Raw genomic sequence first — 23,761 nt, 5'->3', positions numbered from 1 at the left:
GAGGACTTTTACATATGATAAATATCTTACTAATCTAATTAATCATACATTTTAGTTCTTAAAAGGTCTTTTGAAAAATCCTCATAAAAATATGATAAAATCGGATAGGATATATATTTCGAGGAAGGAAAGTGTTTTTTTATGATTATTGGTAACGAACAAGATTTAGAAAGTTTACGCAAAATTGGACGCATCGTTGCACTTGCGCGCGAAGAGATGAAAAGCCAAGCAAAAGCAGGTATGACAACAAAAGAACTTGATATGATCGGTAAAAAAATATTGGATGAACACGGTGCTATTTCTGCACCTGAAAAAGAATATGATTTCCCAGGTGTAACGTGCATTAGTGTCAACGAAGAAGTGGCTCACGGTATTCCGGGAGATCGCGTATTAAAAGATGGCGATTTAGTAAATGTGGATGTATCTGCCGTACTTGATGGCTATTATTCAGATACAGGCATTTCATTTGTTATCGGGAAAGATGAAGAAAAAGAAAAGCTGTGTCAAGCTGCAGTAGATGCATTTTGGGCGGCTATGAAAAAAGTAAAAGCTGGTTCAAAACAAAACCAAATTGGTCGTGCTGTTTCTAACTTTGCACACCAAAACGGATACGCGGTTATTGAAAATTTAACGGGTCATGGTGTTGGCCGCAGCTTGCATGACGCTCCTAACCACATTTTAAACTATTATGATCCAATGGATAAAGCACTTTTGAAAAAAGGTCTTGTTATTGCTGTAGAACCGTTTATCTCTATGAAAGCTGATCATATCATTGAACGCGGAGACGACGGCTGGACGTTTGTTACACCTGATAATAGTCTTGTAGCACAATGTGAACATACGATTGTTGTAACAAACGGTGAACCGATTATTTTAACTGAACTATAATCAAGTTTCTCTATAGATCTCGGTAACAAAAAAGCTACTTCACTTAGCAATGTTTTTTCATTGTATTAATAGTGAGGTAGCTTTTTTTATTATTGTGTAATGAATGAATTTCATATTGAGTCGCTTTGTTTATGCAACGTTTGAAAGATAGTGTAATTGAATATGCTCAAGGGAATGCTAAGTATAAATCAAAATGAAAAGGGGTATGAAATGTGGAATATGTAGGAAGAGAAGCGATTGTAAGTGAACTGACTCATCATATGGATGACATTTTAAACAAATATAACCTTCAAGGCGTTTCTGTATATGAAGAAGAAGGAGAAGGAAATCATTATTATCTTGGCTATACAGTAAAAAAGAATGATCAGGTGTTTATGGTTAACAAACCTTATATAAAAGATAAAGACGGGAAACTAGCAGTAGAAAAGCAAGAATGGACTCTTCAAGGTAACGAAGGAGAAACAAATGGATATACTTCACTTGAAGATGCATTTCAACAAATTGATCAAATGATACATTAAATAAATTTGATCAATTTCACTGCGGATGCTTTTCTTTACTTGCGTGAGAATGAGTAGAAGAGGCACTGATAGCTGGCGCGCTTTTTTCGCTTATAGGATCTAAATTTTCTTTGCTATAAAGTCTAAAAATTTGTTTTTTTAGGTTTTACTATATAAATACGGGGTACACATATAGTACAGCAGCTATCATGCAAATGGTTGTTGTGGAAGGTTAAATACTTAGCGTTTGAAGGGACTGATTAGTTTTGAAAGGCTTAACAGCGACTTCAGCAAATGTATTACCGCAAATTGAAAGCAGATATTCGTATCTGACACAAGGCACTTTGGTTATGAACCGATATACGTAACGAAAGGGCCTGACTAGGCAAACAAAGGAAAGACTGAATCAACGAGAAGAAGCCTGCATCTAAACATGTAGGCTTCTTCTTTTTTACAGATGAAAATAAGGCGATGAGTGCGTACATAACGGGTATAAATTAAAAAGATTCACATTCAGTCCATTTTTCGTGCACGTTTTTCTTGAAAAAAGGTCATAAGTTGAAGATACTGTATATAACTGTGTAAAAGAATTTTTGAAGAAAAAATAGTAAATCTGCTTGAGGTGAAAATGATGAGAAAAGCAAATAAAAGTGAATTTCTGTGGAATACGTTAGACGGCTGGCTTTTTATCCCTAGGAACATTCCTTTACTATTTCTTTTTGTATTTCTCTTAGGGGTTTCTTACCTAGGTTGGGTTAAGCTGTTTCATAAATTCGTTTAGATACACCAACAAGCTGAAACAAAAAATTGTTTCAGCTTGTTGGTGTACTGATTGATTTATTTTATGTATATCTGTACCTTAATTTACCTAAGTTATTCATTCCATCCTTTGCACACATCAACCCATTTTAAGCATTTCGAAAATTCTTCTAGTTCGGGTATTGTTAATTCAATTGCACTATTTCCACTTCCACAGGCAGGGAAAACGGTAACAAAACGTTTCAGAGATTCATCTAGATACACGTGAACACCTTCATTAACGGCAAATGGGCATACTCCGCCTACGGCATGACCAATCAGCGTTTCTACTTCACTTGCTCCAAGCATTTTTGCTTTGGTTCCGAACTCTTCTTTATATTTTCGGTTGTCAATTTTTGCATCTCCCGCTGCCACAATCAATAAAACGGTTCCTTCTGTGTTAAAAGAAAGACTTTTTGCTATTCGTTGCGGCTCGCATTTTAAAGCTTGCGCTGCCAGTTCTACAGTAGCACTGGACTCATCCATTTCAATAATTCGATTCTCCATGTCATATTGTTTAAAATATGCTTTTACTTTTTCAATCGCCATTTTTTATATCCATTCCTTTCATTGAATCTCGCAAATATGTATGATTGCCTTACAGAGGATGTACAGTTTCTCTTTGAAATAAAAAATTCTTATTATTTTGTATATACGGAAATTATACACAACTTCTCAGTTAAAAGCACATATTCGTTTTAATTAAAAAAGTTACGTAGGTAAAGTATTTTTAGCTGATTGAAGCAGGATTACGGAACCCTTTGACGAATGTAACTATGTCGGCTGCGAAAACATAGGCATTAGAACAAAAGATAAATGATGAAATTGAAAAGGCGCAAATGTTCTAGTGAAATGAGGAGAAGGAATGCCAAATTTACACACTATCGTCAGTTTCTTTAGCAGTACATGTATGGCAACGATGAGTATGATTTATTTGTTTTCCCTTGTACCGCGGGCATGGTCTTTTAAATTTCGATTTGGAGCCATGATTGTAGGAATCCCAGTCGGCATTATAATGGGCCAGGTTGCTATGCTGATCGGCTGGCACCATCATTAAAACTTTGAACTTTTTAACAAAAAAGGAGACATGTAAAATGAATATTGTCACATTAAACAACGGCTTAAAAATGCCTCAGCTTGGATTTGGCGTATGGCAAGTAGAAGATAACAAAGCAGCAGCTGCAGTGTCAAAAGCAATTGAAGTTGGATATACCTCTATCGACACAGCTATGATTTATAAAAATGAAGAAGGAGTAGGTCAAGCGATTAAAGAATCTTCTGTTCCTCGGGAAGAGCTGTTTATTACAACAAAAGTTTGGAACAGCGACCAAGGCTATGAAAATGCACTACGTGCGTTTGATGAAAGCCTAGAACGATTAGGACTTGATTATGTGGATTTATATTTGATTCACTGGCCTACTCCTCAATATGATGAGTATGTGGAGACGTATAAAGCATTAGAAAAGCTTTATCACGATGGCAAAGTAAAAGCAATTGGCGTCTGCAACTTTGAAATTGAGCATTTGGAGCGCTTGTTAAATGAATGTGACGTAACGCCTGCTTTAAACCAAATTGAGTGCCATCCGTATCTTGCTCAAAATGAATTAAAAGAGTTTTGCGCCAAACATAATATTTTCGTGGAAGCATGGAGCCCTCTTGATCAAGGAGGAGAAGTGTTACAAGACGAGGTTATTCAAAAAATTGCTGAAGTACATAGCAAAACTCCGGCTCAAGTTGTATTGCGCTGGCACTTACAGAACAACACAATTGTCATTCCTAAGTCAGTTACACCGTCTAGAATAGAAGAAAACTTTAACGTGTTTGATTTTGAACTTACTGCTGATGATATGGCAGAGATTAATGGATTAAACAGCAACCGCCGCAAAGGTCCGCATCCAAGCGACATGAACGTCCGATAACGTTTGAAAAATAAAATTGTGCAGCCGTGAATCATCGCTGCTATAAGAAATAACGATTTTATTTCAGATTATTTAAAATTTTCTTAAATAATAATTGACAAATGATTAATTCAGCGTAATACTTAGTGTAGGTACCCTAGTTGCTTTAAGTTGTACAGCTTAAAGTGTATAGTGATTTAGTCATTTAGCGATTGTATGTATAAGTGAAATACTGATTATTAATAAAAGCCCATAGTGTAAGTAGGTTAGTTTATAGGGGGCTATATCAAAAGGAGCTTGTTTCCTCTTTGATATAGCCCCTTTTTGTGTTCAAAAAGAAAAGGCAGTCTACAGTTTAACAAGGGAGCGGGTATGATGTTTATTCAAATTGATGGAAATTCACTGACGTTCGACCAAATTTACAAAGTTATTTACCAAGGATACTCTGTGAAAATTAGCGATCACGCAGTTGAACATATACAAAAAAGCAGAACGTTAGTTGAAGAGAGCATTACGAACAACAACGTAATTTACGGAGTGAATACGGGATTTGGAAAGTTTAGTGATACGGTTATTTCAAAAACAGACTTAGCCGATCTGCAGATTAACCTGATTCGCAGTCATGCCTGCGGACTAGGAGAGCCATTTTCGTTAGAAGTAAGCAGAGTCATGCTGCTTTTACGAGCGAACGCATTAGCTAAAGGGTATTCCGGAATACGACTGGAAACCTTGCAGCTTCTTATCGATTGCTTAAACCAAAACGTAGTACCGGTTATCCCGAGTCAAGGTTCGCTTGGAGCTAGCGGTGACTTAGCCCCGTTATCACATCTAGCGCTGCTGCTAGTTGGCGAAGGAGAAGCTGTATATAATGGTCAGCGAATGCAAGGAGAAGATGCTTTAAAGCTAGCAGGGCTTGAACCTATACAATTACAGGCAAAAGAAGGGCTAGCTTTGATCAACGGCACTCAGGCAATGACGGCTGTAGGAGTAGTTTCGTACCTTGAAGCTCAAAAGCTCGCTGATCTTGCTGACGGAATTGCAGCACTGACATTAGAAGGTCTGCAAGGTATTGTAGAAGCATTCATGCCTGAGTCACATGCAGTAAGACCTTACCCGGAACAACAGCAGGTAGCTGCCCGAATTCTTTCGTACTTAGAAGGCAGTCAATTAACTACTTCTCAAGGTCAAATAAGAGTGCAAGATGCTTATTCACTGCGCTGCATTCCTCAAGTTCATGGTGCTATTTATCAAGTTTTAAATTATGTAAAAGAAAAGCTGTTAATTGAGATTAATTCAGCAACTGATAACCCGCTCATCTTTGCTGACAGCGGCAAAGTAATTTCTGGAGGGAATTTTCACGGGCAGCCCATTGCGTTTGCTATGGATTTTCTAGGAATTGCAATGGCGGAGCTTGGGAATATTTCTGAACGGCGCATTGAACGAATAGTAAACCCTCAGCTTAGCGGGCTGCCCGCATTTTTAAGTGCAGATCCAGGTCTGGAGTCCGGGCTCATGATTACTCAATACGCTGCGGCTTCATTAGTTTCCGAAAATAAAGTATTAGCGCATCCATCAAGTGTTGATTCTATCCCATCTTCAGCGAATCAAGAAGACCATGTCAGCATGGGAACGACTGCTGCACGTCATGCTTATCAAATTATCCAAAATACAAGAAGAGTTCTATCAATCGAAGCAATTTGTGCGGCTCAAGCAGCCGATATTCAAGGAGTGGATAAACTTGCTTCAGAAACAAGAAAAATTTATTCAAGAATTAGAAAAACCGTACCAACCATTATGAAAGATCGAATTTTCTCACGTGATATTGAGGCGTTAGCAGCTGATTTCAAAACTTTTGTGCAAGATACGAATTATGAACTAGCACTGTAATAAAAAGTTAGTTTAACAGTTTTTCATTTTTATAGAGGAGGAAAACGAAATGGAGACAAAACAAAGTGGAATAAAAGCACCTCGTGGAACAGAACTAACGACAAAAGGCTGGGTACAAGAAGCCGCTCTTCGCATGCTTCTAAACAATTTAGATTCCGAAGTAGCAGAGCATCCGGAAAAGTTAGTCGTATACGGAGGGATCGGAAAAGCAGCCCGTAACTGGGAGGCGTTCGATCGTATTGTAGATACGTTAAAAGAATTAGAAGAAGATGAAACGCTTCTCATACAGTCCGGCAAGCCGGTTGCGGTTTTTAAAACGCACAGTGATGCTCCGCGTGTTTTATTAGCAAATTCAAATCTTGTTCCTGCTTTTGCGAATTGGGAGACGTTCCATGAGCTCGATAAAAAAGGGTTAATGATGTACGGGCAAATGACTGCAGGAAGCTGGATTTATATCGGAAGCCAAGGCATTGTTCAAGGAACGTATGAAACATTTGCTGAGTGTGCCAACCAGCATTTTAACGGAACTTTGAAAGGAACCATTACGTTAACAGCTGGATTAGGAGGAATGGGAGGTGCCCAACCACTAGCCGTTACGATGGCAGGCGGCGTTGTCATTGGAATTGATGTTGATCGCACGCGTATTGAAAAACGTATCGAAACAAAGTATTGCGATACGGTAGTCGAAAGTGTAGCTGATGCAATCAAGTTAGCTGAAGATGCAAAAAGATTGGGCAAAGCGCTGTCCATTGGATTAGTTGGAAATGCAGCCGAGATTCTTCCTGAAATGATAAAGCGAGGATTTATCCCAGATATTGTGACAGATCAAACATCGGCACATGATCCGCTTAACGGATATTTGCCGATTGGAGTCAGCTTAGCAGAAGGAGAAAAATTGCGGAATACAAATCCAAATGAATATATAAAACAATCAAAAGCAAGTATGGCTATTCACGTTCAAGCCATGTTAGAGATGCAAAGAAAAGGCGCGGTTGCTTTTGACTATGGCAATAATATTCGCCAAGTGGCGCTCGATGAAGGTGTCGCGAATGCATTTGATTTCCCGGGATTTGTCCCAGCGTACATCCGTCCGCAGTTCTGTGAAGGAAAAGGACCGTTCAGGTGGGTCGCTTTGTCAGGAAACCCAGAAGATATTTATAAAACAGATGAAGTCATTTTACGTGAGTTTTCGGATAATACGCATCTTTGCAACTGGATTAAAATGGCGAGAGAAAAAATTGAGTTTCAAGGGTTGCCGGCGCGTATCTGCTGGCTAGGCTACGGAGAAAGAGCGCGCTTTGGAAAAATTATTAATGACATGGTAGCAAACGGAGAGCTGTCAGCGCCTATCGTTATTGGCAGAGATCATCTAGATGCCGGTTCTGTGGCTTCGCCCAATCGTGAAACTGAAGCAATGAAAGATGGCAGTGATGCAGTAGCAGACTGGCCTATTTTAAATGCATTAGTCAATACGGCAGCAGGCGCAAGCTGGGTATCCGTTCACCACGGAGGAGGAGTAGGTATGGGGTATTCTCTGCACGCTGGAATGGTTGTAGTAGCAGACGGGACAGAAGATGCAGCCAAACGTCTAAAACGTGTTTTAACAACAGACCCTGGCATGGGTGTTGTTCGTCATGTAGACGCCGGCTATGATAAGGCCATTCAAACTGCAAAAGAAAAAGGGATACAAATTCCTGCGTTACATGAATAAAAAAGGAGGGATACGTATGACTATTACGTATATCAAATGCGCTGAACAAGTCATTACGGTTAAAGGCGGAAGTCAGCCTAGACGAGAGGAAGAAATGTCAGCTCTAGGAATCATTGAAAATGGCAGCGTACTCGTGAAAAATGGAAGAATTGTATTTGTTGGACCTGACGTCAAAGCGCAGGAATACCTTGAGCATATCCATGAACCTATTAATATAATTGATGCCGAAGGAAAAATCGTAACGCCTGGGTTAATTGATCCCCACACTCACCTTGTGTTTGGAGGCAGTCGTGAAAAAGAATTAGAAATGCGCTTAAACGGGGCAAAGTATATTGATATTTTAAAAGCGGGAGGAGGAATTTTACAAACAACCGTTAGTACACGACAAGCAACAGAAGAGGAGCTAATCAAGCAATCTACAAAACGTTTAAATAAATTTCTGCAGTACGGAGTTACAACTGTCGAAGCCAAAAGCGGGTACGGTTTAAATCTTAAAGATGAAATCAAACAATTAAAAGTAGCGAAGAAACTGAATGAACAGCATCCAGTAGATGTTGTTTCAACCTTTATGGGAGCTCATGCGGTGCCAGTTGAGTACAAAGGAAATGAAGATGCGTTTGTTCAACACGTTATGGAAGAAATGATACCAATTGTTGCAAAAGAAGAGCTAGCGGAGTTTTGTGATGTATTTTGTGAAGAAGGCGTGTTTACAGTTGAACAGTCAGAGCGTATTTTACAAGCTGGAAAAGCATACGGACTAAAACCTAAAATCCACGCCGATGAAATTGTGTCTTTTGGCGGGGCAGAATTAGCGGCTAAAGTGGGAGCTGTGTCTGCGGATCATTTATTAAAAGCATCCGATCAAGGAATTAAGCAAATGGCTGAAAGCGGAGTTATAGCCGTTCTATTGCCGGGTACTGCATTCTTTTTAATGGAAGAGCCGGCGCGTGCTAGAAAAATGATCGAAGCAGGGGTACCGGTTGCTTTGTCTACAGATCGAAACCCAGGGTCTTCTCCTACGGAATCGCTGCCGTTTATTATGAATTTAGCTTGTTTAACGATGAAAATGACGCCAGCAGAAGTTTTAACAGCCTGTACGATCAACGCGGCTCATGCCATTGGCAAAGAGAATCAAATCGGAAGTATTGAAGTAGGTAAAAAAGCCGATGTAGTGCTATTTGATGCGCCCAATTACCAAACGCTGCAGTATAACTATGCCGTAAATCTTGTAGACACGGTATTAAAAGATGGGAAAGTTGTGGTTGAAGGCGGTGTTTTACATGAACTATCCGTACCCACAGCTTGATCGACCGCCTTTTTGCTGGCAGCGTCAAAGTACTTCTGACCCAAAAGTAAGTGATTGGATTCAGACAGTTGAAGATGGGTGCAACGTCGACTTTACATCGATAGATATTACGGTCTTGGGCGTGCCTCTTTCAAGATCTTCCATTAGCGCTTCTGGAGCCAGTGAGACGCCAATGGCCATGAGGAAGCTTTGGAAATCCTTTAACCCGTATCATATTGAGTATGATACGGATTTGACTTCCTTGTCAGTGTTGGATTTAGGTGACGTCAAACAGCACGTAACGGATATAGAGAAGTCTCATCAGTATATAAAAGAAGCGATGATGTCTATGCGGAAATGTCATCCGCATGCGCTGCCTGTTATGCTCGGAGGAGACCACTCCATTACAGCTATGTTAGTAAAAGGATGGAAAGAGTCACATCCCGAACAGAAAATAGGAATTTTACAGTTTGATACGCACTTTGACTTACGAAGCTTAGAAGACAATGGCCCTTCTAACGGAACACCCATACGAAATTTAATTGAAAGCAACACAATTGATGCAACTCATGTATGGAATATTGGGCTTCACGGGTTTTACAACTCAAAATCGTTAAAGGAATATGCGGATAGCAAAGGCGTTCATTATGTAACGCTACTGCAAGCAAGAAAAGCGGGAGTAACTCATACGGTGAAAGAAGTACTAAAACAGCTGAGCAAAGAAGTAGACATGATCTATTTAACCGTTGATATGGACGTGTTAGATATTGCTTACGCACCTGGAGTTCCAGCAGGAACCACAGGGGGAATGAGAACGGAGGAATTGTTTGAAGCGGTATACACGGCTGGGAGTCATCCGCTTGTTCAAGCAATGGATATCGTTTGTCTAGATCCGCTGCGTGATGTAAAAGAAATAACTGTAAAAGCAGGCGTACATGTATTTTTGAATTTTTTAACGGGAGTTGTAAACAGAAAGTAAGGGAGTATAATTCCTTGCTTTTTTTATCGTTAAATAGCTGCTTACATAGGATTAATAAACTTTTTTTAGAGCAAGATAACATAACTTTAGAAGTGTGTATGGATTTTAGTAAATATATTTTTACTAAAATAAACTATTTATATTGTTTTTATTTAAAATTAGTAATAATATTTTTACTAAAGAAGGTGAGTATCTTATGGAGGAAAAACTGGCTAAGGAATATATCGCTTTAATACCGGTTTTATTTGAAAACTTCAAGAACTTAAACAAGAATGAAGTGAAATTAACACATTTACAAAATCACGTAGTTGAATTCATGTATATGAAAAAAAGAGATTTGAATATTAAGGAAATTAGTAATGGATTAAATATTGCCAAACAACAGTTAACGAATGTTATCAGTGAATTAGAAAATGAAGGATATTTAATCAAAATGCCCGATTCGCGAGACAAGCGTGCAGTTTTAGTCTCATTAACATCTAAGGGAAAAAGTATTCAAGAGGAAAAGTGGAGAGGGATTTATAGTAATTTTCATACAAATCTTGCGAAGTTAAATGAAGAAGAGCAATTAGACCTGCAGTTTGCTCTTCATAAATTAAATGTTTTGTTAAAAAAGATGGAGGGATAAATCATGAGTCAAAGAGAACGAATTTCACTTATTAGTGTAGGCGTTATAGGCGGGACAGTAATGGGAGTAATTTATAAAGATATATCCAACTGTTTGATTACAGGTGTTATTGTTGCTTCAATCATTACTGTAATGCTCAATCAAAAAGCGAAAAAAACAGCTAGATAGTATGAATAAAAGTAAGTCAGCACCACCGAGTTGCGAACTCGACGTTCTGGTGCTGATCTTACCTATCTTCTAGATGAACATTACGAAGCCGAATATGTGTTAAGAGCCTCAATCATTAAATCCCAAAAACCATCTGCATCAAGGATTAAACCAAACTTCGCATTTGCTGTCCTTCCTGTAACTCCAAGCAAATCAACTGAAGTCGTTCCAGCCGTGTATTCTCCGCGTGTTTCTACTACAATATTAACTTCTTTGAGCGTAAATAGTTCTGGAGCTACACAGTAAGCAACGGTCAATACATCGTGAACAGGAGGGCCATTAAATCCAAACGTTTCTTTATAGGCAGATTTAAAAAACGCTAATAATTCACCCACCTTTTTTGCTACGTTATTATCAATGTTCATCACTTGGTTAATAACATTATCTGTTGCAACGGCTTGATGCGTAATATCTAACCCCATTACTACGAGTGAAATACCGCTATCAAACACTTTTTTAGCCGCTTCTGGATCTGCCCAAATGTTGAACTCAGCCGTTGGCGTCCAGTTCCCGAAGGTTCCGCCGCCCATAAGGATAATCTCTTCAATGTTTTCTTTAATTTCTGGAGCTTTTATTAAAGCTAAAGCAATGTTCGTTAAAGGACCGGTAGGCAAAAGCGTAACGGGATCTTCTGACTCTTTGACCATTCGTATAATAGTATCTACTCCGTGTTCTTCGCTCCAGCTGCGAGAGAGAGGAGGGAACTCAGGGCCGTCTAATCCTGAATCCCCGTGTATACTAGGCGCGTTTTCACGTCTGCGCATCATTGGTTCGCTTGCTCCTTTTGAAACAATCACGTTATGTAACGATACTAAATCACACACTTTCAAAGCATTCATCGTCGTTTTTTCAATTTCTGCGTTTCCTGAAACAGTTGTAATCGCTAAAATATCTAATTCCGGTCGTGCGGCAGCCAAAATAATAGCAATAGCATCATCATGACCTGGATCACAGTCCATAATAATCTTTCTTTTTTTCATTATGATCACCTCTATAGAATGGATAAATTGCTGTTAATTTTACATGGATTTTATTTTTTCTAAAATAGCTTCTGTAAACTCCGACGTAGAGGCATGTCCCCCTAAATCTTTCGTTTTCACTTCAGCTTGGAGCGTTTGATAAAATGCGTGTTCTACTGTAGCAGCCACTTCTGTAAGTTTGTGATCAGCATGTTTTTCAGCCAACCATTTCAGTAGCATGGCTGCTGAAGAAATAATACCGGTTGGGTTTGCTATGTTCAAACCTGCGATATCTGGCGCAGAACCATGAGCTGCTTGTGCCATAGCGATATGTTCATTTGCATTAAGAGAAGGGGCTAATCCTAAGCTTCCTACAAGCTCGCCTGCTAAATCTGAAAGAATATCACCGTACATGTTTTCTGTGACAATGACATCAAAATCGGCTGCACGACGTACGAGATGAGCAGCCATGGCATCGATATGGTAGTCGTCCACTTTTACTTCAGGATATTGCTCAGCTATTTCTCGACAAACGTTTAGAAATAGTCCGGTACTTAATCTTAAAACATTTGCTTTATGTACGATTGTTACTTTTTTACGACGCTGCATAGCCAATGCAAAAGCTTCATGTGCAATTCTTTCTACGGCTTTTCGCGTAAATACCCCCGATGTCACCACAACGTCTTTTGTAATCTGCCATTCCCCGTGTCCAGAATACATATTACGATCGGCATAAAATCCTTCTGTATTTTCTCGGACGATCACTAAATCGGCTTCTTTCACGACGCTTTTAATACCTGGCATTGTTTTAGCAGGGCGAATATTCGCGTAAAGATCTAAACTGTGACGAAGCTCTCCGCTAGGATTACGCTTTTCTTTGTGTTCAAGAGGGTAAGCCACAGAATCATGCGGGCCAAGTATCCATCCATGCGTATGTTTTAAAGCATCTATCGTTACTTCTGGAAGAGGATCGTTATATTGTTTAATTCCTTCCCATCCCATAGGCAGATAAATCCATTCCATTTTTACTCCTGCTTTGCAAGAAGCAGTTTTAACTACCTTAACTGCGGCATCGACAATCTCCGGCCCGATGCCATCACCGGCCAATACCCCGAAACGATAAACAGTCATTGTTTTGAACACCCTTTCATTATGCGCAATGCTTTTATAAATAGATTGAAGGTTTATAGTATTAATCTACTTAAAGAAAAGACAATAATAAAATAGTATTTTTTTATGTTTATAGATTAAATTCTTTTATCTTTCTTTTTGCAGCTTTTTAAAAAAGAACTAGCTAATGCTTCGTGCTCCAAATTTTCTATCAACCAACATCTTAATTGGCGGTGTTAATTTTTTAAAAACACCCAATTAACACCTAAAACACGATTTAATTATATCATAATTCAGAAAATTAAACGGTTCTACGTTGGCACGAAAATTGCTTGTACTATATATGAGGAATACAAAAGAAAGGAGCAATATATAGTCGCAGATAAGGAAGCTGCTTTTAAAGAAAGAGAGGTTTGTCTAAAGCTATTATTTCACAATAAAGGGGAGAAGAAGAATGAGTGAACCGCAAAAGGAAATGAGTTCATTAAATCAAGTACGGAAAAAAGAGAGGAAAATAAACGTTTTTGCTTTATTGTTAGGCTTTCTTGTGATTGCTACCATTTTAACGTATATCTTGCCAGCTGGAGAATATGCGCGTGTAGAAGTAGACGGGAGAACAACGGTAGATCCTCAATCGTTTAAATGGATTGATTCTACACCAGTTGGATTCTTTGATATGGTCAAAGCGATACATACAGGAATGGTAGAAGGAGCCGACATTATCTTTTTTGTATTAATTATTGGCGGTTTCTTTGGTGTACTAAGTGCTACGGGTACAGTAGATGTATTAATTACAACGATGGCTAAAAAGCTCGCTACCCGAGAAAAGCTATTAATTCCTGTTATGATGCTATTTTTTGCGGTAGGAGGATCTTTAATGGGAATGGCGGAAGAAACGCTAGCCTATATTCCTCTTTTAATTCCGCTGGCACTTGCTCTTGGGTTCGACGCATTAACAGGGACTGCTATTGTGTTAATTGGAGCATCAGCTGGTTTTACTACGGCCGTTATGAATCCATTTACAGTAGGTGTTGCACAAGGAGTAGCAGAGCTTCCTATGTTTTCTGGAATGGGCTTTCGTCTCATCTTATTCGTAGTTGTTTACGCTGTTTCAGTATGGTTTGTCTACCGATATGCAATGAAAGTGAAAAAAAGTCCTTCGATTGGAACATACGGAAAATACAGCATAACTAATGCAAATAAACTTTTAAACTCCGATGCCAAGCTAACTAGAAAGCATAAATGGATTATGGCAGCATTTCTTGTTAACTATGTAATTCTTGCTTTTGGGGTTATTAAGTATAAGTGGTACATTACTGAAATTGCTTCTCTGTTTGTGATTTTGACAGTTGTGATTGGGATTATTGGAAGACTCTCTGTTGAAAATACGGTTAAGTCGTTTACAAACGGGGCAGCAGCACTGGTTGGAGGAGCGCTTGTTATCGGAGTTTCTCGCGCAGTTCTTGTTGTTTTAAATGAAGGTCATATTGTAGACCCTATGCTTCATCAAGTATCTGGAGCGATTCAACATATTCCGGGATATTTAAGCGTCATCGGAATCTACAACTTCCAAGCGCTGATTCATCTTATTTTAGCATCTGGAACGGGTCATGCGATGCTGACGATGCCAATCATGACGCCGCTTGCAGATTTGCTTGATATTACGCGACAAACGGCAGTATTATCTTTTTCTTTTGCAGACGGCATCGGAAACATTATTTTCCCGACGGCTGGAACATTAATGGCTGGCTTAGCAATTGCGGGAATTTCATGGACAAAGTGGGCAAAATGGGTGTTGCCGTTAGTCCTTATTCAATATGTGATTGGTCTAATAGCCGTTGTGATTGCTTATTTTATCAATTACGGGCCATTTTAAGAGATAGAAAAATGTAATTTGTAAGTTGAGCTTACTAGGAGGAATAGAAGTTGTTAACCTTAATCAAAAACGCAGAAGTATATGCACCACAGCACTTAGGAAAAAAAGATATATTGCTTGCAGACAGCAAAATCATCCTTATAAAAGATTGTATTGATCATGTAAATACGTCCATTCCTATTGATGTTGTAGATGCCGCTAATCACATTATAGCTCCAGGCTTCATTGACTCACATGTTCATATTATTGGCGGAGGAGGAGAAGGTGGATATAAAACACGCACTCCTGAACTAATGTTAACCGATGCAACGACTGCCGGTGTTACAACTATTGTAGGTGTACTTGGAACAGACGGTACAACAAGAAGAATGGAAAACCTTCTGGCCAAAGCAAGAGGGTTAGAAGAAGAAGGGATTAGCTGCTTCATTCACACAGGTTCCTATCAAATACCGGTAAAAACGTTAACTAATAGCATTGAAGAAGATCTTATTTTAATTGATAAAATTATCGGAGTAGGTGAAATTGCCATTTCCGACCACCGTTCTTCTGAACCGACATTTGAAGAACTGGTGAAGGTGGCTTCCGCTGCCCGCAATGGAGGGATTTTATCAGGGAAAGCCGGAATATTAGAGATTCACGTAGGAGACGGAGAACGAAAATTATCTTTATTGAATCAAATCGCAGATAAAACAGACCTGCCAATTCGTCAGTTTCACCCTACACATATTAATAGAAATGAAGAGCTGTTTAAAGAAGGAATTCAATTTGCAAAGCGAGGCGGATATGTAGATTTTACGACTAGCACGATCCCTCACTTTTTAGAAGAAGGCGAAGTTAAGTGCAGCAAAGGGTTACGCATCATGCTGGAAGAGAAAGTGGCGATTGACAGCATTACGTTTTCATCAGATGGAAACGCGAGCCTGCCGTTTTTTGATGATAACGGAGATTATAAAGGTCTTCAAGTTGGAAAAGTGTCTTCTTTATTTCAAGAAGTACGAGATGCAGTATTAGAGGAATCAATACCGTTAGAAACAGCTCTTCAAGTCATTACTTCTAATCCTGCCAAAGTATTAAAACTGTCCAATAAAGGGCATATTCAACCCGGAAAAGATGCAGATTTAGTCCTTTTAGACAAAGAGACGCTAACAATTAAAACGGTTTTTGCTCAAGGTAAAGTAATGGTAAAAGACGGTGTCCCTGTTGTGAAAGGAACGTTTGAATAACAGGTTTTAGATATCATTTATCGAAAGTATCGCGGAAAGGATACGAGCTAATTAGAGAAGGGTATTAAAATTTGCGTGGAAAGGATCTTTCAAATGAAAAAGAAACTGGTTTCATGTCTCATCAGCTTTACATTACTTTCTTCGTTGAGTACACCCCTGCTTGCAAAAGCACAAGAAAATACTGAGGGCATTAAAGGCAGCCTTGTTATTGCGGGCGGAGGTGTAGGAACATCCAATCACGATATATATGAAAAATTTCTCTTGCTTGCTGGGGGAAAAGAAAAAGCCAAAGTAGGGATTATTCCAGCTGCTAGCACAACGCTGCAGTCTTCTGAAAAGTTTAAGGAAGACCTCGTGAAATACGGAGTAAACTCAGATTCTATTCAAATTCTTCCCGTTTCCAATCACGATTTTTCTGACACACAAAAAGATGAATCGACTTGGAAGAATCAAGTGAACGACAAGAAGTTATCCCGTACGATTAAAGGACTAACGGCAGTTTGGTTTGTTGGAGGAGACCAAACAAAAATTGTGGATTCCCTTCGTGAAAATAATGGAAACGATTCTGAAGCGTTAAAAGCTATCTGGGATATATATCGTAAGGGAGCAGTTATCGGAGGTACAAGTGCAGGAGCTGCAATTATGAGTGACGTCATGATTACAGGAGGAGACAGTCTAGGAGCTTTAAAAGAAAGTATAGGAAACAAGGAAAATAAACATGTAAACGAAAACCAACACAATAAGAAAGAATACGAGCCTCTATCAGTTCAAAAAGGGCTGGGATTTTTCCAACACGGCATAATTGATCAGCATATGGATGAACGAGCACGACTTGGGCGACTGGCAGTAGCTGCGTATAATGCTGAACGTGACAAAGAAAAAAACTTTGCATACGGTGTAGACGAAGATACTGCTATGGTCGTTAACAATAAAGATCAAAAGGTTGAAGTCGTTGGAAGAAGCGGAGTAGCTGTATTAGATATGAGCAAAGCTAAGCTTATATCTAAGCAAAAAGTGCGTTCAGGCTTAGAGAACATAAAAGTCAGTTACTTATCTCCTGGAGATAAAATTAACTTTCATTTAAAGTCATTTGAATTTCCAAAAGATAAAGTAGAAACAAAGGGGTTTGAATATAATTCCTTTAACGCGCTGCCTGCTACGGGTGTTTTTACACCCTATGGAAGATTAAAGGCTTATTTATCCTATTCTTTTGTTGACAATAAATCGATGAAATCTGCTAGCAGCTATGTTTATGACAGTAGAGGGTCTGGTTACGAAATTGCTTTCCAAAAGGATAATGACACAAACGGCTACTGGAGATATACTGACGGACAAAAAGATGACTATTCCATTGTAAATGTAAGAATGGATATTACGCCCAAAACCGTCAAATTCCAGCCGGATAAAAAAACTAGTTTAACGTATAAAAAATCTACTTTTTCTTCATCTGAAAGTCCTGCATACGATTCGATCAAAGGTAATCTTTTAATTGCAGGCGGAGCGCTTGGCAGCAGCAATTCAAGCGTGTATAACAAGTTTATTGATCTTGCAGGAGGAAAACAAGCCAAAATAGGAATTGTGCCTGCAGCGAGTACTAAGTTCGATTCCTCTAATCAGTTTAAAGGCGATTTAGTTAAATACGGAGTGAAGGCAGAAAATATAGAAATTTTACCTATTTCAAACCATGACTTTAAAGGAACTTCTGAAAACGAGTCGAGTTGGAAACTAAATATGAACAATGAAAAACTAGCGCAAAAAGTTAAAGGGCTAACAGGCATTTGGTTTGTAGGAGGAGATCAGACGATGATTACGGGCTCTTTGCGTAATGAAAATGGTTCAGACTCAAAAGTCTTACAAGCTATATGGCATACGTATAAAAACGGGGCAGTACTTGGCGGTACGAGTGCGGGAGCGGCAATTATGAGTAATACTATGCTGGCTGGCGGAGATAGCTACGGAGCGCTTTCATACGGATTTACAGACACGTACGATGATATGGCTCAGCAAGAAGGCGGTCCTGCTTATTTGGAAAAAGGCCTTGGTTTTTTTCAATACGGTCTGGTAGATCAGCATTTTGACAACAAAGCAAGACTAGGACGCCTTATTGCAACAGCGTACGAAAAAGGAAATAAAAATCAGCTTGCGTACGGAATCGATGAAGATACAGCTATGGTGGTCAACAATTCAGGAAAACAAATAGAAGTTGTTGGAAGAGGCGGTATTACGTTAGTTGATTTAGCCAAAGTACAGGCAAATGACAAATTTCCGAGTAATTACAAAAATATTCTTATCTCTTGTATTACTCCAGGCGATAAAGTAAATATGACAACAAAAGAAATCGTCATAAACCCAGCTAAAACGTCTACTAGAAAAAATGAATACTACAGTGAAAAGGTTGGACCAAATACAGGTCTTTTCTCTCCACACGGTGTATTAAGAAAGTTTTTAGCTTACGATCTTATTGATAACGCTCAGAGCAAAGAAATAAAGAGCTATGCGTTTAACCAAAACAAAGGATTTGAGCTTACCTTCCGAAAAAGCCCCGAAAGCAATGGGTATTGGGCTTATACAGACGGTCAAAAAGACGATTATTCCATTGTAAAGGTAGCCTTAGATATCAAACCAATAAAAGTAGCTATTAAATAAAAAGAGAACAGACAGTAATTCAATGCATCTAGCACTTTAGCATATTGTGCCTCCACCTATTAAAGCGGAGGCACTTTTTTCTACTTATTTTTATTTACAATAGGGACAAACGTCCGCTAGATGAAATGGAGGGCAACGTATAAAATGATAGGTACAGTATCCCAAGACTAATCTCTGAAGGCAAGCAAATTTAAAGGCCTGTAGAAAGGTGTTCATACGATGAAAAAGAAATTAGTTTTAATAACAGGAAGCAAGCAAACTAGAATCATTTTGCACGATCAATTAAAAGAGCTGCTAGACGATTGCATTTTTATTGAATGCTTTGCGATTGACGAAGAATTACCGGGTGAAATTGATGGCGATGTTGTACTCTACTCATCAGAGAGTATAAAGCACGAAATGAAGGACAGATTAGACGTTCAGCATGCACATGAAATTGTAGGAAATAGAACAATTCACCATAAATATATAAATGAATTGCTGCAAATCCCTGCCCATACAAAAGTATTAATTGTAAATGATGACGATAAAGAAACTCTTAAATTAATAGAATCTCTCTATCAAGTAGGTATTAATCATGTTCAGTTTATTCCTTTTAAAAAGCAAAAGACCTATTACGAAGGTGTGGAAGTTGCTGTTTCTCCAGGTGAGATTCACTTATGTCCGCCATATGTAAAACATGTAATTGATATAGGCGTTAGGCTTTTTGATATGGCGACCATTTTTGAACTTATAAAATCATTTGGTTTTAATCAGTCTAATCATTCAATTATTTGGGATCGCTATTTACGAAATATTATTGAGCTGCAAAAAAAGCTAATAGAAGCAGAAGGGCAAATGAAAGAACTTCACCTCCATGTAAAGAGTGTTGTAAATGTAGTAGAAGATGGGATCCTAGCCGTGGATTTCAATAAAAGAATTACGTTATTTAATAAAAGGTTAGAATCATTGTTTCAGCTATCTTCTTCTGATGTTGTAGATTGTGAAATTCAACATGTCATTTCTAACGAAGGCCTTGTGGAGTTTATTACATCGTCCGACGAGAAAAGTCAGTACTTTAACGTAAACGGATACGAAATGGTTATCTATAAGTCTATGATTCAGGAAAGCAATACTACGGTAGCAACGTTTAAAAGTGTGAATCAAGCTGTTGAAATAGAAGGAAAAGCGCAGTCAGAACTTAGAAAAAACGGCTTTTCTGCTAAGTATAATTATCAAGATATTATCGGAGAACACCCAGCTTTGCTTAAAACGATTGAAATTTCCCGGAAAATGGCGGTTACTGAGTACCCTATTTTAATTCAAGGAGAAACCGGTACAGGAAAAGAGCTGTTTGCTCAGGCTATCCATAATCATTCTACACGTAAAAACGGACCGTTTCTTGCCGTGAATTGCAGTGCCATGACCGATACATTACTAGAAAGTGAGCTGTTTGGGTACGAAGAAGCCAGCTTTACAGGAGCGCAGAAAGGCGGCAAAAAAGGGCTGTTTGAGAGCGCTGATAAAGGTACAATCTTTCTAGATGAAATTGGTGATATCAGCCCGCGTTTACAAACTCAGCTTTTAAGGGTGCTTCAAGAAAAAGAAATTAGGCGGGTAGGAGGTACAAGAGTCATTCCGATTAATGTAAGAATCATAGCAGCCACTCACAACAATTTACTACATAAAATGAAAGAAGGTCTGTTTCGAGAAGATCTGTACTATCGTTTACATGTATTATCTTTAACGATTCCTCCTTTAAGATATAGAAGAACCGATATTCCTTTACTGATTCATCATTTTATTTCTAAATCAAAAACGTGGACGCATATCCATCCAGAAGCGATGAAGCTGCTTATCGAATATGAATGGCTAGGAAACATAAGAGAATTAAAAGGAGTCATCGAGTATTTGCTTACTGTCTGTGATGAAAACGAAGTGAAAGCAAAAGACGTAGAGTATAGGCTTAGTAGTCAAAAGGAGGAGCATACTTTACATGAAATTGAAAATGAATCGGTTGACTTGATCGAACTTCAAGAAAATCACGCTCTGTTAGAAACGATAAAGCAGTGTAATGATACAGGAAAAGCAGCAAGCAGAAAGTGGATTACACAGCATTTAAAAGGCTTTACTCTTACAGAACAGCAGGTGAGAAATCGTTTGGATGTACTAGAAGAAAAAGAGTATATTATAAAACGCAGAGGCAGAGCAGGAACGAAAATAACAGAAAAAGGACTGCATTATCTATATCATTTAAAAACAAAACAGCACTTAGTCAATCCTTAATATACGGAAGAAAGGGAAACTTCACTAATCAAGTTTCCCTTTTCTATAAAATAGTGTCGTCATAGACTTGGCGTTTACGGCTGATTTCCGCCGTAAACTTTTCCTGTAGAAGAAGTAATAACACCGCTGTTTACGTTTAAAGTATAAGCTAATCCTCCAGAACCTGTCCAAGTGGAAAGATTAAAAGTGCTGCCATTAAATAGTTTATAGATAGAAATATTATTAAACGTCAGCGGCTGACCGCTTATACAAGTAGTAGGCGCCTTATTCGTTTTAGCTAGATAAACAGCTGCGTTTGTAGAGCCTGGCTGTGTTACTACTTTAGCTGAACCATCTTTTTCTACTAGAAGCGCTGACTGTTCATTAACAGCAATTCCTTTGGCGCTTGTTCCAGTTTCTTCTCCGTCTTGAATATTACGTGCAAGAAATGTTAAAAAGCGTCCCATTCTATCTCGTTGTTCAAAATGAGTGTCTGTTTGAATGTTATTATTATGCGGGGTTTGAATCAAATAATCTGTAAAAGAAATAAGAGAACTATAGGGATTGTTTAGCGCTGTTTTCGAATCTAAAGTTGTAGAGCCTGCTGAGATAGAGTCATAAACGTGATCACCTTGAATCATGGTGCCGGCACTCGTTCCTCCAAAAGGAATGCCTTGATTAATACGATTATTTAAGGCTGTAAGAGCTGGCGATCCTTTTAAGAAATCTACGTAATCAGCTTGATTGCCTCCAGCAAAAAAGATGCCTTCTGCTTTGTTAATTTTGTCAATTAAAGAAGAGTCTGAACCTGCTCTTATTAAATCATCAACAACAATTGTGCTAACAGAGTTAAGGGGCTTACCTATGCTTTTGGCAAGGTCATAGATATATGAATTATAGGCGTCAGTACCCGTCGCTCTTATAACCAAGAAATCTCCGCCGTTTGCCTTTTGAATCATCCATTTGAATGCTTCATCTACATCGGTGCTTCCGCCCATATAGACTTGTCCGAAGCTTGTACTAGTCGCTTTGTCTGCAGTACTTCCGACTTGATAAAGTGTGTAAGGTGCAGATGCAGCAGAAGCTGAAATGGGCAGTAAAAGAGATGCTGCGAGAACAGCACCAGTAATGACCTGTTTTTTAATACTTTTCTTACGTTTAACTTTTTTCATAAAGTTCTCCTCCTTTAGTAAGTGTTCATAGATGAACATGCAAGTTTTATACCAACTTATTAAACAGCTGAAAAGCTGTGAAAAAAGAGGTCTTTTGAAAAAAACACGGGTGATATAGGTTCTTGATGGGTTCTTATTGAATTGCTTTATAACCAAAAATGACAAGAAGAACTCTAACTTTGATGCCTAATAGTGAAAGGGAAATAGTAAAGGATATATTTTAAAAGTCCATCCTCATTGAAAAATAACCTTTAAAAACTTAAAATTATAATAGAAAGGAAAAACAAGGATAAAAAGAAGAGCTGTTCGCAATAGCGACTTATTTATTAAACAGACCTTCATTCTATCAATGTCTTCATCTCTTAACCGTTTTCCACCAGCATTTCTACGCAGAAAAATTATACATGAGAGGATCTGTCAAAATGAACAAACAGGAAAGTAGCTACAGATGGGTTGTTTTTGGAACCGCTTTATTAGCGTATTATTTGATTGTCAGTCAACGAACAGCCCCTGGACTTATTACAGAACAGTTAATGAAAGATTTTCACGTTTCAGCGTCTGTTATAGGATTAATGACTAGTATACAATTTTTAGCATATGCAGGTCTTCAGATTCCTATTGGTTTACTTTCTGACCGATACGGTCCCAATCGATTTTTGATTATAGGGTCGCTTTTAACGGGGATAGGAAGTCTTATCTACAGCACATCTCCCAACGAGTATGTGTTAATTTTCTCTCGTTTACTAGTCGGTACGGGAGACTCCATGATTTTTGTCAATTTAGTGTTAATTTTAAGTCAGTGGTTTAAGGGAAATGAGTTTGTAAAGCTTTTAGGTTTAATTGGGCTGGTAGGAAGTGTGGGGTCATTATCAGCTACCGTGCCTTTATCTATGTGGATCTCCTTTTCAGGCTGGAGGGTTCCTTTTCTTAGTATAGGTCTAGTTTTAATCGCGGTATCTTATTTGCTTTATGTCGTTTTAGTTATAAAACCTAAACGATTATTTGTAGATGATGCTAAAGCAAATAAAGCCTCTGTTAAGACTCAAGAAAGCGTATGGGCGATCCTAAAAAGGGTAATGACGACTCGTCAAGCATGGGCAACATTTCTTTGTCATTTTGGTGTAGTAGGTACATATATAGGTTTTATTGGCTCTTGGGGAGTTCCTTATGGCATGAATGTGTTTCATTTATCTCGCGCTGATGCAAGTCAGCTTATTATGTATGGTTTGTTTGGCGCTATGATTGGCGGACCTTTAATTAGCTGGATATCAAGCAGGTTAAACTCCATTAAAAAAATCTATTCACTCGTCCATCTTATTGTGGTGCTTAGCTGGACAGGATTATTATTAACGGGAGTGAAACCTTCATTCATGCTAGTCGTTATTTTACTTTTTATCATCGGATTTGGAAACGGAGCAAGCGCTTTGACATTTGCCGTAGTACGTCAATCTTTTTCAGTAAAAGAAGTAGGAGTTGTATCAGGTTTTGCTAATATGGGAGGCTTTTTAAGCGCCGTATTATTACCTAGTATTTTCGGAAATGTCCTTGATTTATTCCCTGAACGCTCGCTGCACGTGGGCTATCATTATGCTTTTATGATTCCCATTTTGTTTTCAATGATGGGGTTGTTAGGTGTCTTACTAATTAAAGAAAAAGGAAAAAAGGAGCAGAAGGTGCTGCATGCTTCTTAATTCACAATGACTGTCGCATTTACAGTACAGAAAAATTCGTATATTTATTATAAGGTTCA

19 protein-coding genes are annotated in these 23,761 nt (G+C 38.5%); 15 read left to right on the top strand and 4 right to left on the bottom strand.

The features are described from left to right. Nucleotides 1-141: 141 nt before the first annotated feature. Both map and WKH56_RS27085 read left to right on the top strand, forming a co-directional pair. Nucleotides 142-888, top strand: coding sequence for a type I methionyl aminopeptidase (gene map / locus WKH56_RS27090; protein ID WP_045291382.1), 747 nt, complete (start codon nucleotides 142-144; stop codon nucleotides 886-888). Nucleotides 889-1,100: 212 nt separating this feature from the next. Further along, entirely contained in the window at nucleotides 1,101-1,409 is a 309-nt protein-coding gene (locus WKH56_RS27085; protein ID WP_048018573.1) for a DUF5634 family protein, read from the top strand. Nucleotides 1,410-2,261: 852 nt separating this feature from the next. Here the strand turns inward: WKH56_RS27085 and WKH56_RS27080 are convergent. After that, on the bottom strand, nucleotides 2,262-2,735 hold the full coding sequence (locus WKH56_RS27080; protein WP_048018574.1) for a YbaK/EbsC family protein: 474 nt from the start codon (nucleotides 2,733-2,735) through the stop codon (nucleotides 2,262-2,264). A 316-nt stretch (nucleotides 2,736-3,051) separates the two neighbouring features. Here WKH56_RS27080 and WKH56_RS27075 point away from each other — a divergent pair, with 316 nt between their 5' ends. From WKH56_RS27075 to WKH56_RS27040, 8 genes are all read left to right on the top strand, one after another. After that, entirely contained in the window at nucleotides 3,052-3,243 is a 192-nt protein-coding gene (locus WKH56_RS27075; protein ID WP_033578521.1) for a hypothetical protein, read from the top strand. 37 nt (nucleotides 3,244-3,280) lie between these two features. After that, the gene (locus WKH56_RS27070) at nucleotides 3,281-4,105 is read left to right on the top strand and encodes an aldo/keto reductase (RefSeq protein ID WP_048018575.1); all 825 of its coding nucleotides are present in this window, start codon (nucleotides 3,281-3,283) and stop codon (nucleotides 4,103-4,105) included. Nucleotides 4,106-4,459: 354 nt separating this feature from the next. After that, nucleotides 4,460-5,971, top strand: coding sequence for a histidine ammonia-lyase (hutH, locus tag WKH56_RS27065; protein WP_028413924.1), 1,512 nt, complete (start codon nucleotides 4,460-4,462; stop codon nucleotides 5,969-5,971). A gap of 49 nt (nucleotides 5,972-6,020) precedes the next feature. Further along, nucleotides 6,021-7,682 carry a urocanate hydratase gene (gene hutU / locus WKH56_RS27060; RefSeq protein WP_048018576.1) on the top strand — a complete coding sequence of 554 codons (1,662 nt, stop codon included), beginning with the start codon at nucleotides 6,021-6,023 and terminating at the stop codon, nucleotides 7,680-7,682. Nucleotides 7,683-7,698: 16 nt separating this feature from the next. Continuing rightward, on the top strand, nucleotides 7,699-8,988 hold the full coding sequence (hutI, locus tag WKH56_RS27055) for an imidazolonepropionase (protein ID WP_310884315.1): 1,290 nt from the start codon (nucleotides 7,699-7,701) through the stop codon (nucleotides 8,986-8,988). Then, a complete protein-coding gene (locus tag WKH56_RS27050) occupies nucleotides 8,963-9,946 on the top strand; it encodes an agmatinase family protein (RefSeq protein WP_310884316.1) in 984 nt (327 codons plus the stop codon). Before hutI ends, WKH56_RS27050 begins: the two co-directional genes overlap by 26 nt. A gap of 196 nt (nucleotides 9,947-10,142) precedes the next feature. Further along, nucleotides 10,143-10,574 (top strand): MarR family winged helix-turn-helix transcriptional regulator, encoded by a 432-nt coding sequence (locus WKH56_RS27045; RefSeq protein ID WP_063246937.1) that lies wholly within the window; start codon nucleotides 10,143-10,145, stop codon nucleotides 10,572-10,574. 3 nt (nucleotides 10,575-10,577) lie between these two features. Continuing rightward, a complete protein-coding gene (locus tag WKH56_RS27040; protein ID WP_168760527.1) occupies nucleotides 10,578-10,742 on the top strand; it encodes a hypothetical protein in 165 nt (54 codons plus the stop codon). 80 nt (nucleotides 10,743-10,822) lie between these two features. Here the strand turns inward: WKH56_RS27040 and WKH56_RS27035 are convergent, their stop codons facing one another. Both WKH56_RS27035 and WKH56_RS27030 read right to left on the bottom strand, forming a co-directional pair. Next, nucleotides 10,823-11,761 (bottom strand): nucleoside hydrolase, encoded by a 939-nt coding sequence (locus WKH56_RS27035; protein ID WP_275211355.1) that lies wholly within the window; start codon nucleotides 11,759-11,761, stop codon nucleotides 10,823-10,825. 39 nt (nucleotides 11,762-11,800) lie between these two features. Then, nucleotides 11,801-12,871 (bottom strand): isocitrate/isopropylmalate dehydrogenase family protein, encoded by a 1,071-nt coding sequence (locus tag WKH56_RS27030; protein ID WP_063246939.1) that lies wholly within the window; start codon nucleotides 12,869-12,871, stop codon nucleotides 11,801-11,803. Nucleotides 12,872-13,304: 433 nt separating this feature from the next. Between WKH56_RS27030 and WKH56_RS27025 the strand changes: the two genes are divergently transcribed. From WKH56_RS27025 to WKH56_RS27010, 4 genes are all read left to right on the top strand, one after another. Then, nucleotides 13,305-14,726, top strand: a complete 1,422-nt coding sequence (locus tag WKH56_RS27025) for a YfcC family protein (protein ID WP_048018582.1) — start codon at nucleotides 13,305-13,307, stop codon at nucleotides 14,724-14,726. Between the two features lie 50 nt (nucleotides 14,727-14,776). Beyond that, nucleotides 14,777-15,949 carry a beta-aspartyl-peptidase gene (iadA, locus tag WKH56_RS27020; protein WP_275211354.1) on the top strand — a complete coding sequence of 391 codons (1,173 nt, stop codon included), beginning with the start codon at nucleotides 14,777-14,779 and terminating at the stop codon, nucleotides 15,947-15,949. A 93-nt stretch (nucleotides 15,950-16,042) separates the two neighbouring features. Further along, a complete protein-coding gene (locus tag WKH56_RS27015) occupies nucleotides 16,043-18,595 on the top strand; it encodes a cyanophycinase (RefSeq protein ID WP_310884317.1) in 2,553 nt (850 codons plus the stop codon). 219 nt (nucleotides 18,596-18,814) lie between these two features. Further along, nucleotides 18,815-20,860, top strand: a complete 2,046-nt coding sequence (locus WKH56_RS27010; protein WP_063246942.1) for a sigma 54-interacting transcriptional regulator — start codon at nucleotides 18,815-18,817, stop codon at nucleotides 20,858-20,860. A 74-nt stretch (nucleotides 20,861-20,934) separates the two neighbouring features. On the opposite strand, the gene WKH56_RS27005 is transcribed toward WKH56_RS27010, so the two are convergent. Beyond that, nucleotides 20,935-22,011 carry a cyanophycinase gene (locus WKH56_RS27005; protein ID WP_168760537.1) on the bottom strand — a complete coding sequence of 359 codons (1,077 nt, stop codon included), beginning with the start codon at nucleotides 22,009-22,011 and terminating at the stop codon, nucleotides 20,935-20,937. Between the two features lie 422 nt (nucleotides 22,012-22,433). Between WKH56_RS27005 and WKH56_RS27000 the strand changes: the two genes are divergently transcribed. Next, on the top strand, nucleotides 22,434-23,702 hold the full coding sequence (locus WKH56_RS27000; protein WP_168760539.1) for an MFS transporter: 1,269 nt from the start codon (nucleotides 22,434-22,436) through the stop codon (nucleotides 23,700-23,702). The last annotated feature ends 59 nt before the right edge of the window (nucleotides 23,703-23,761 follow it).

The sequence above is a fragment of the Priestia sp. SB1 genome, assembly GCF_038898415.1.
Note: the sequence above shows the minus strand (reverse complement) of the source record. Positions and strands in the feature narration are given on the sequence as shown.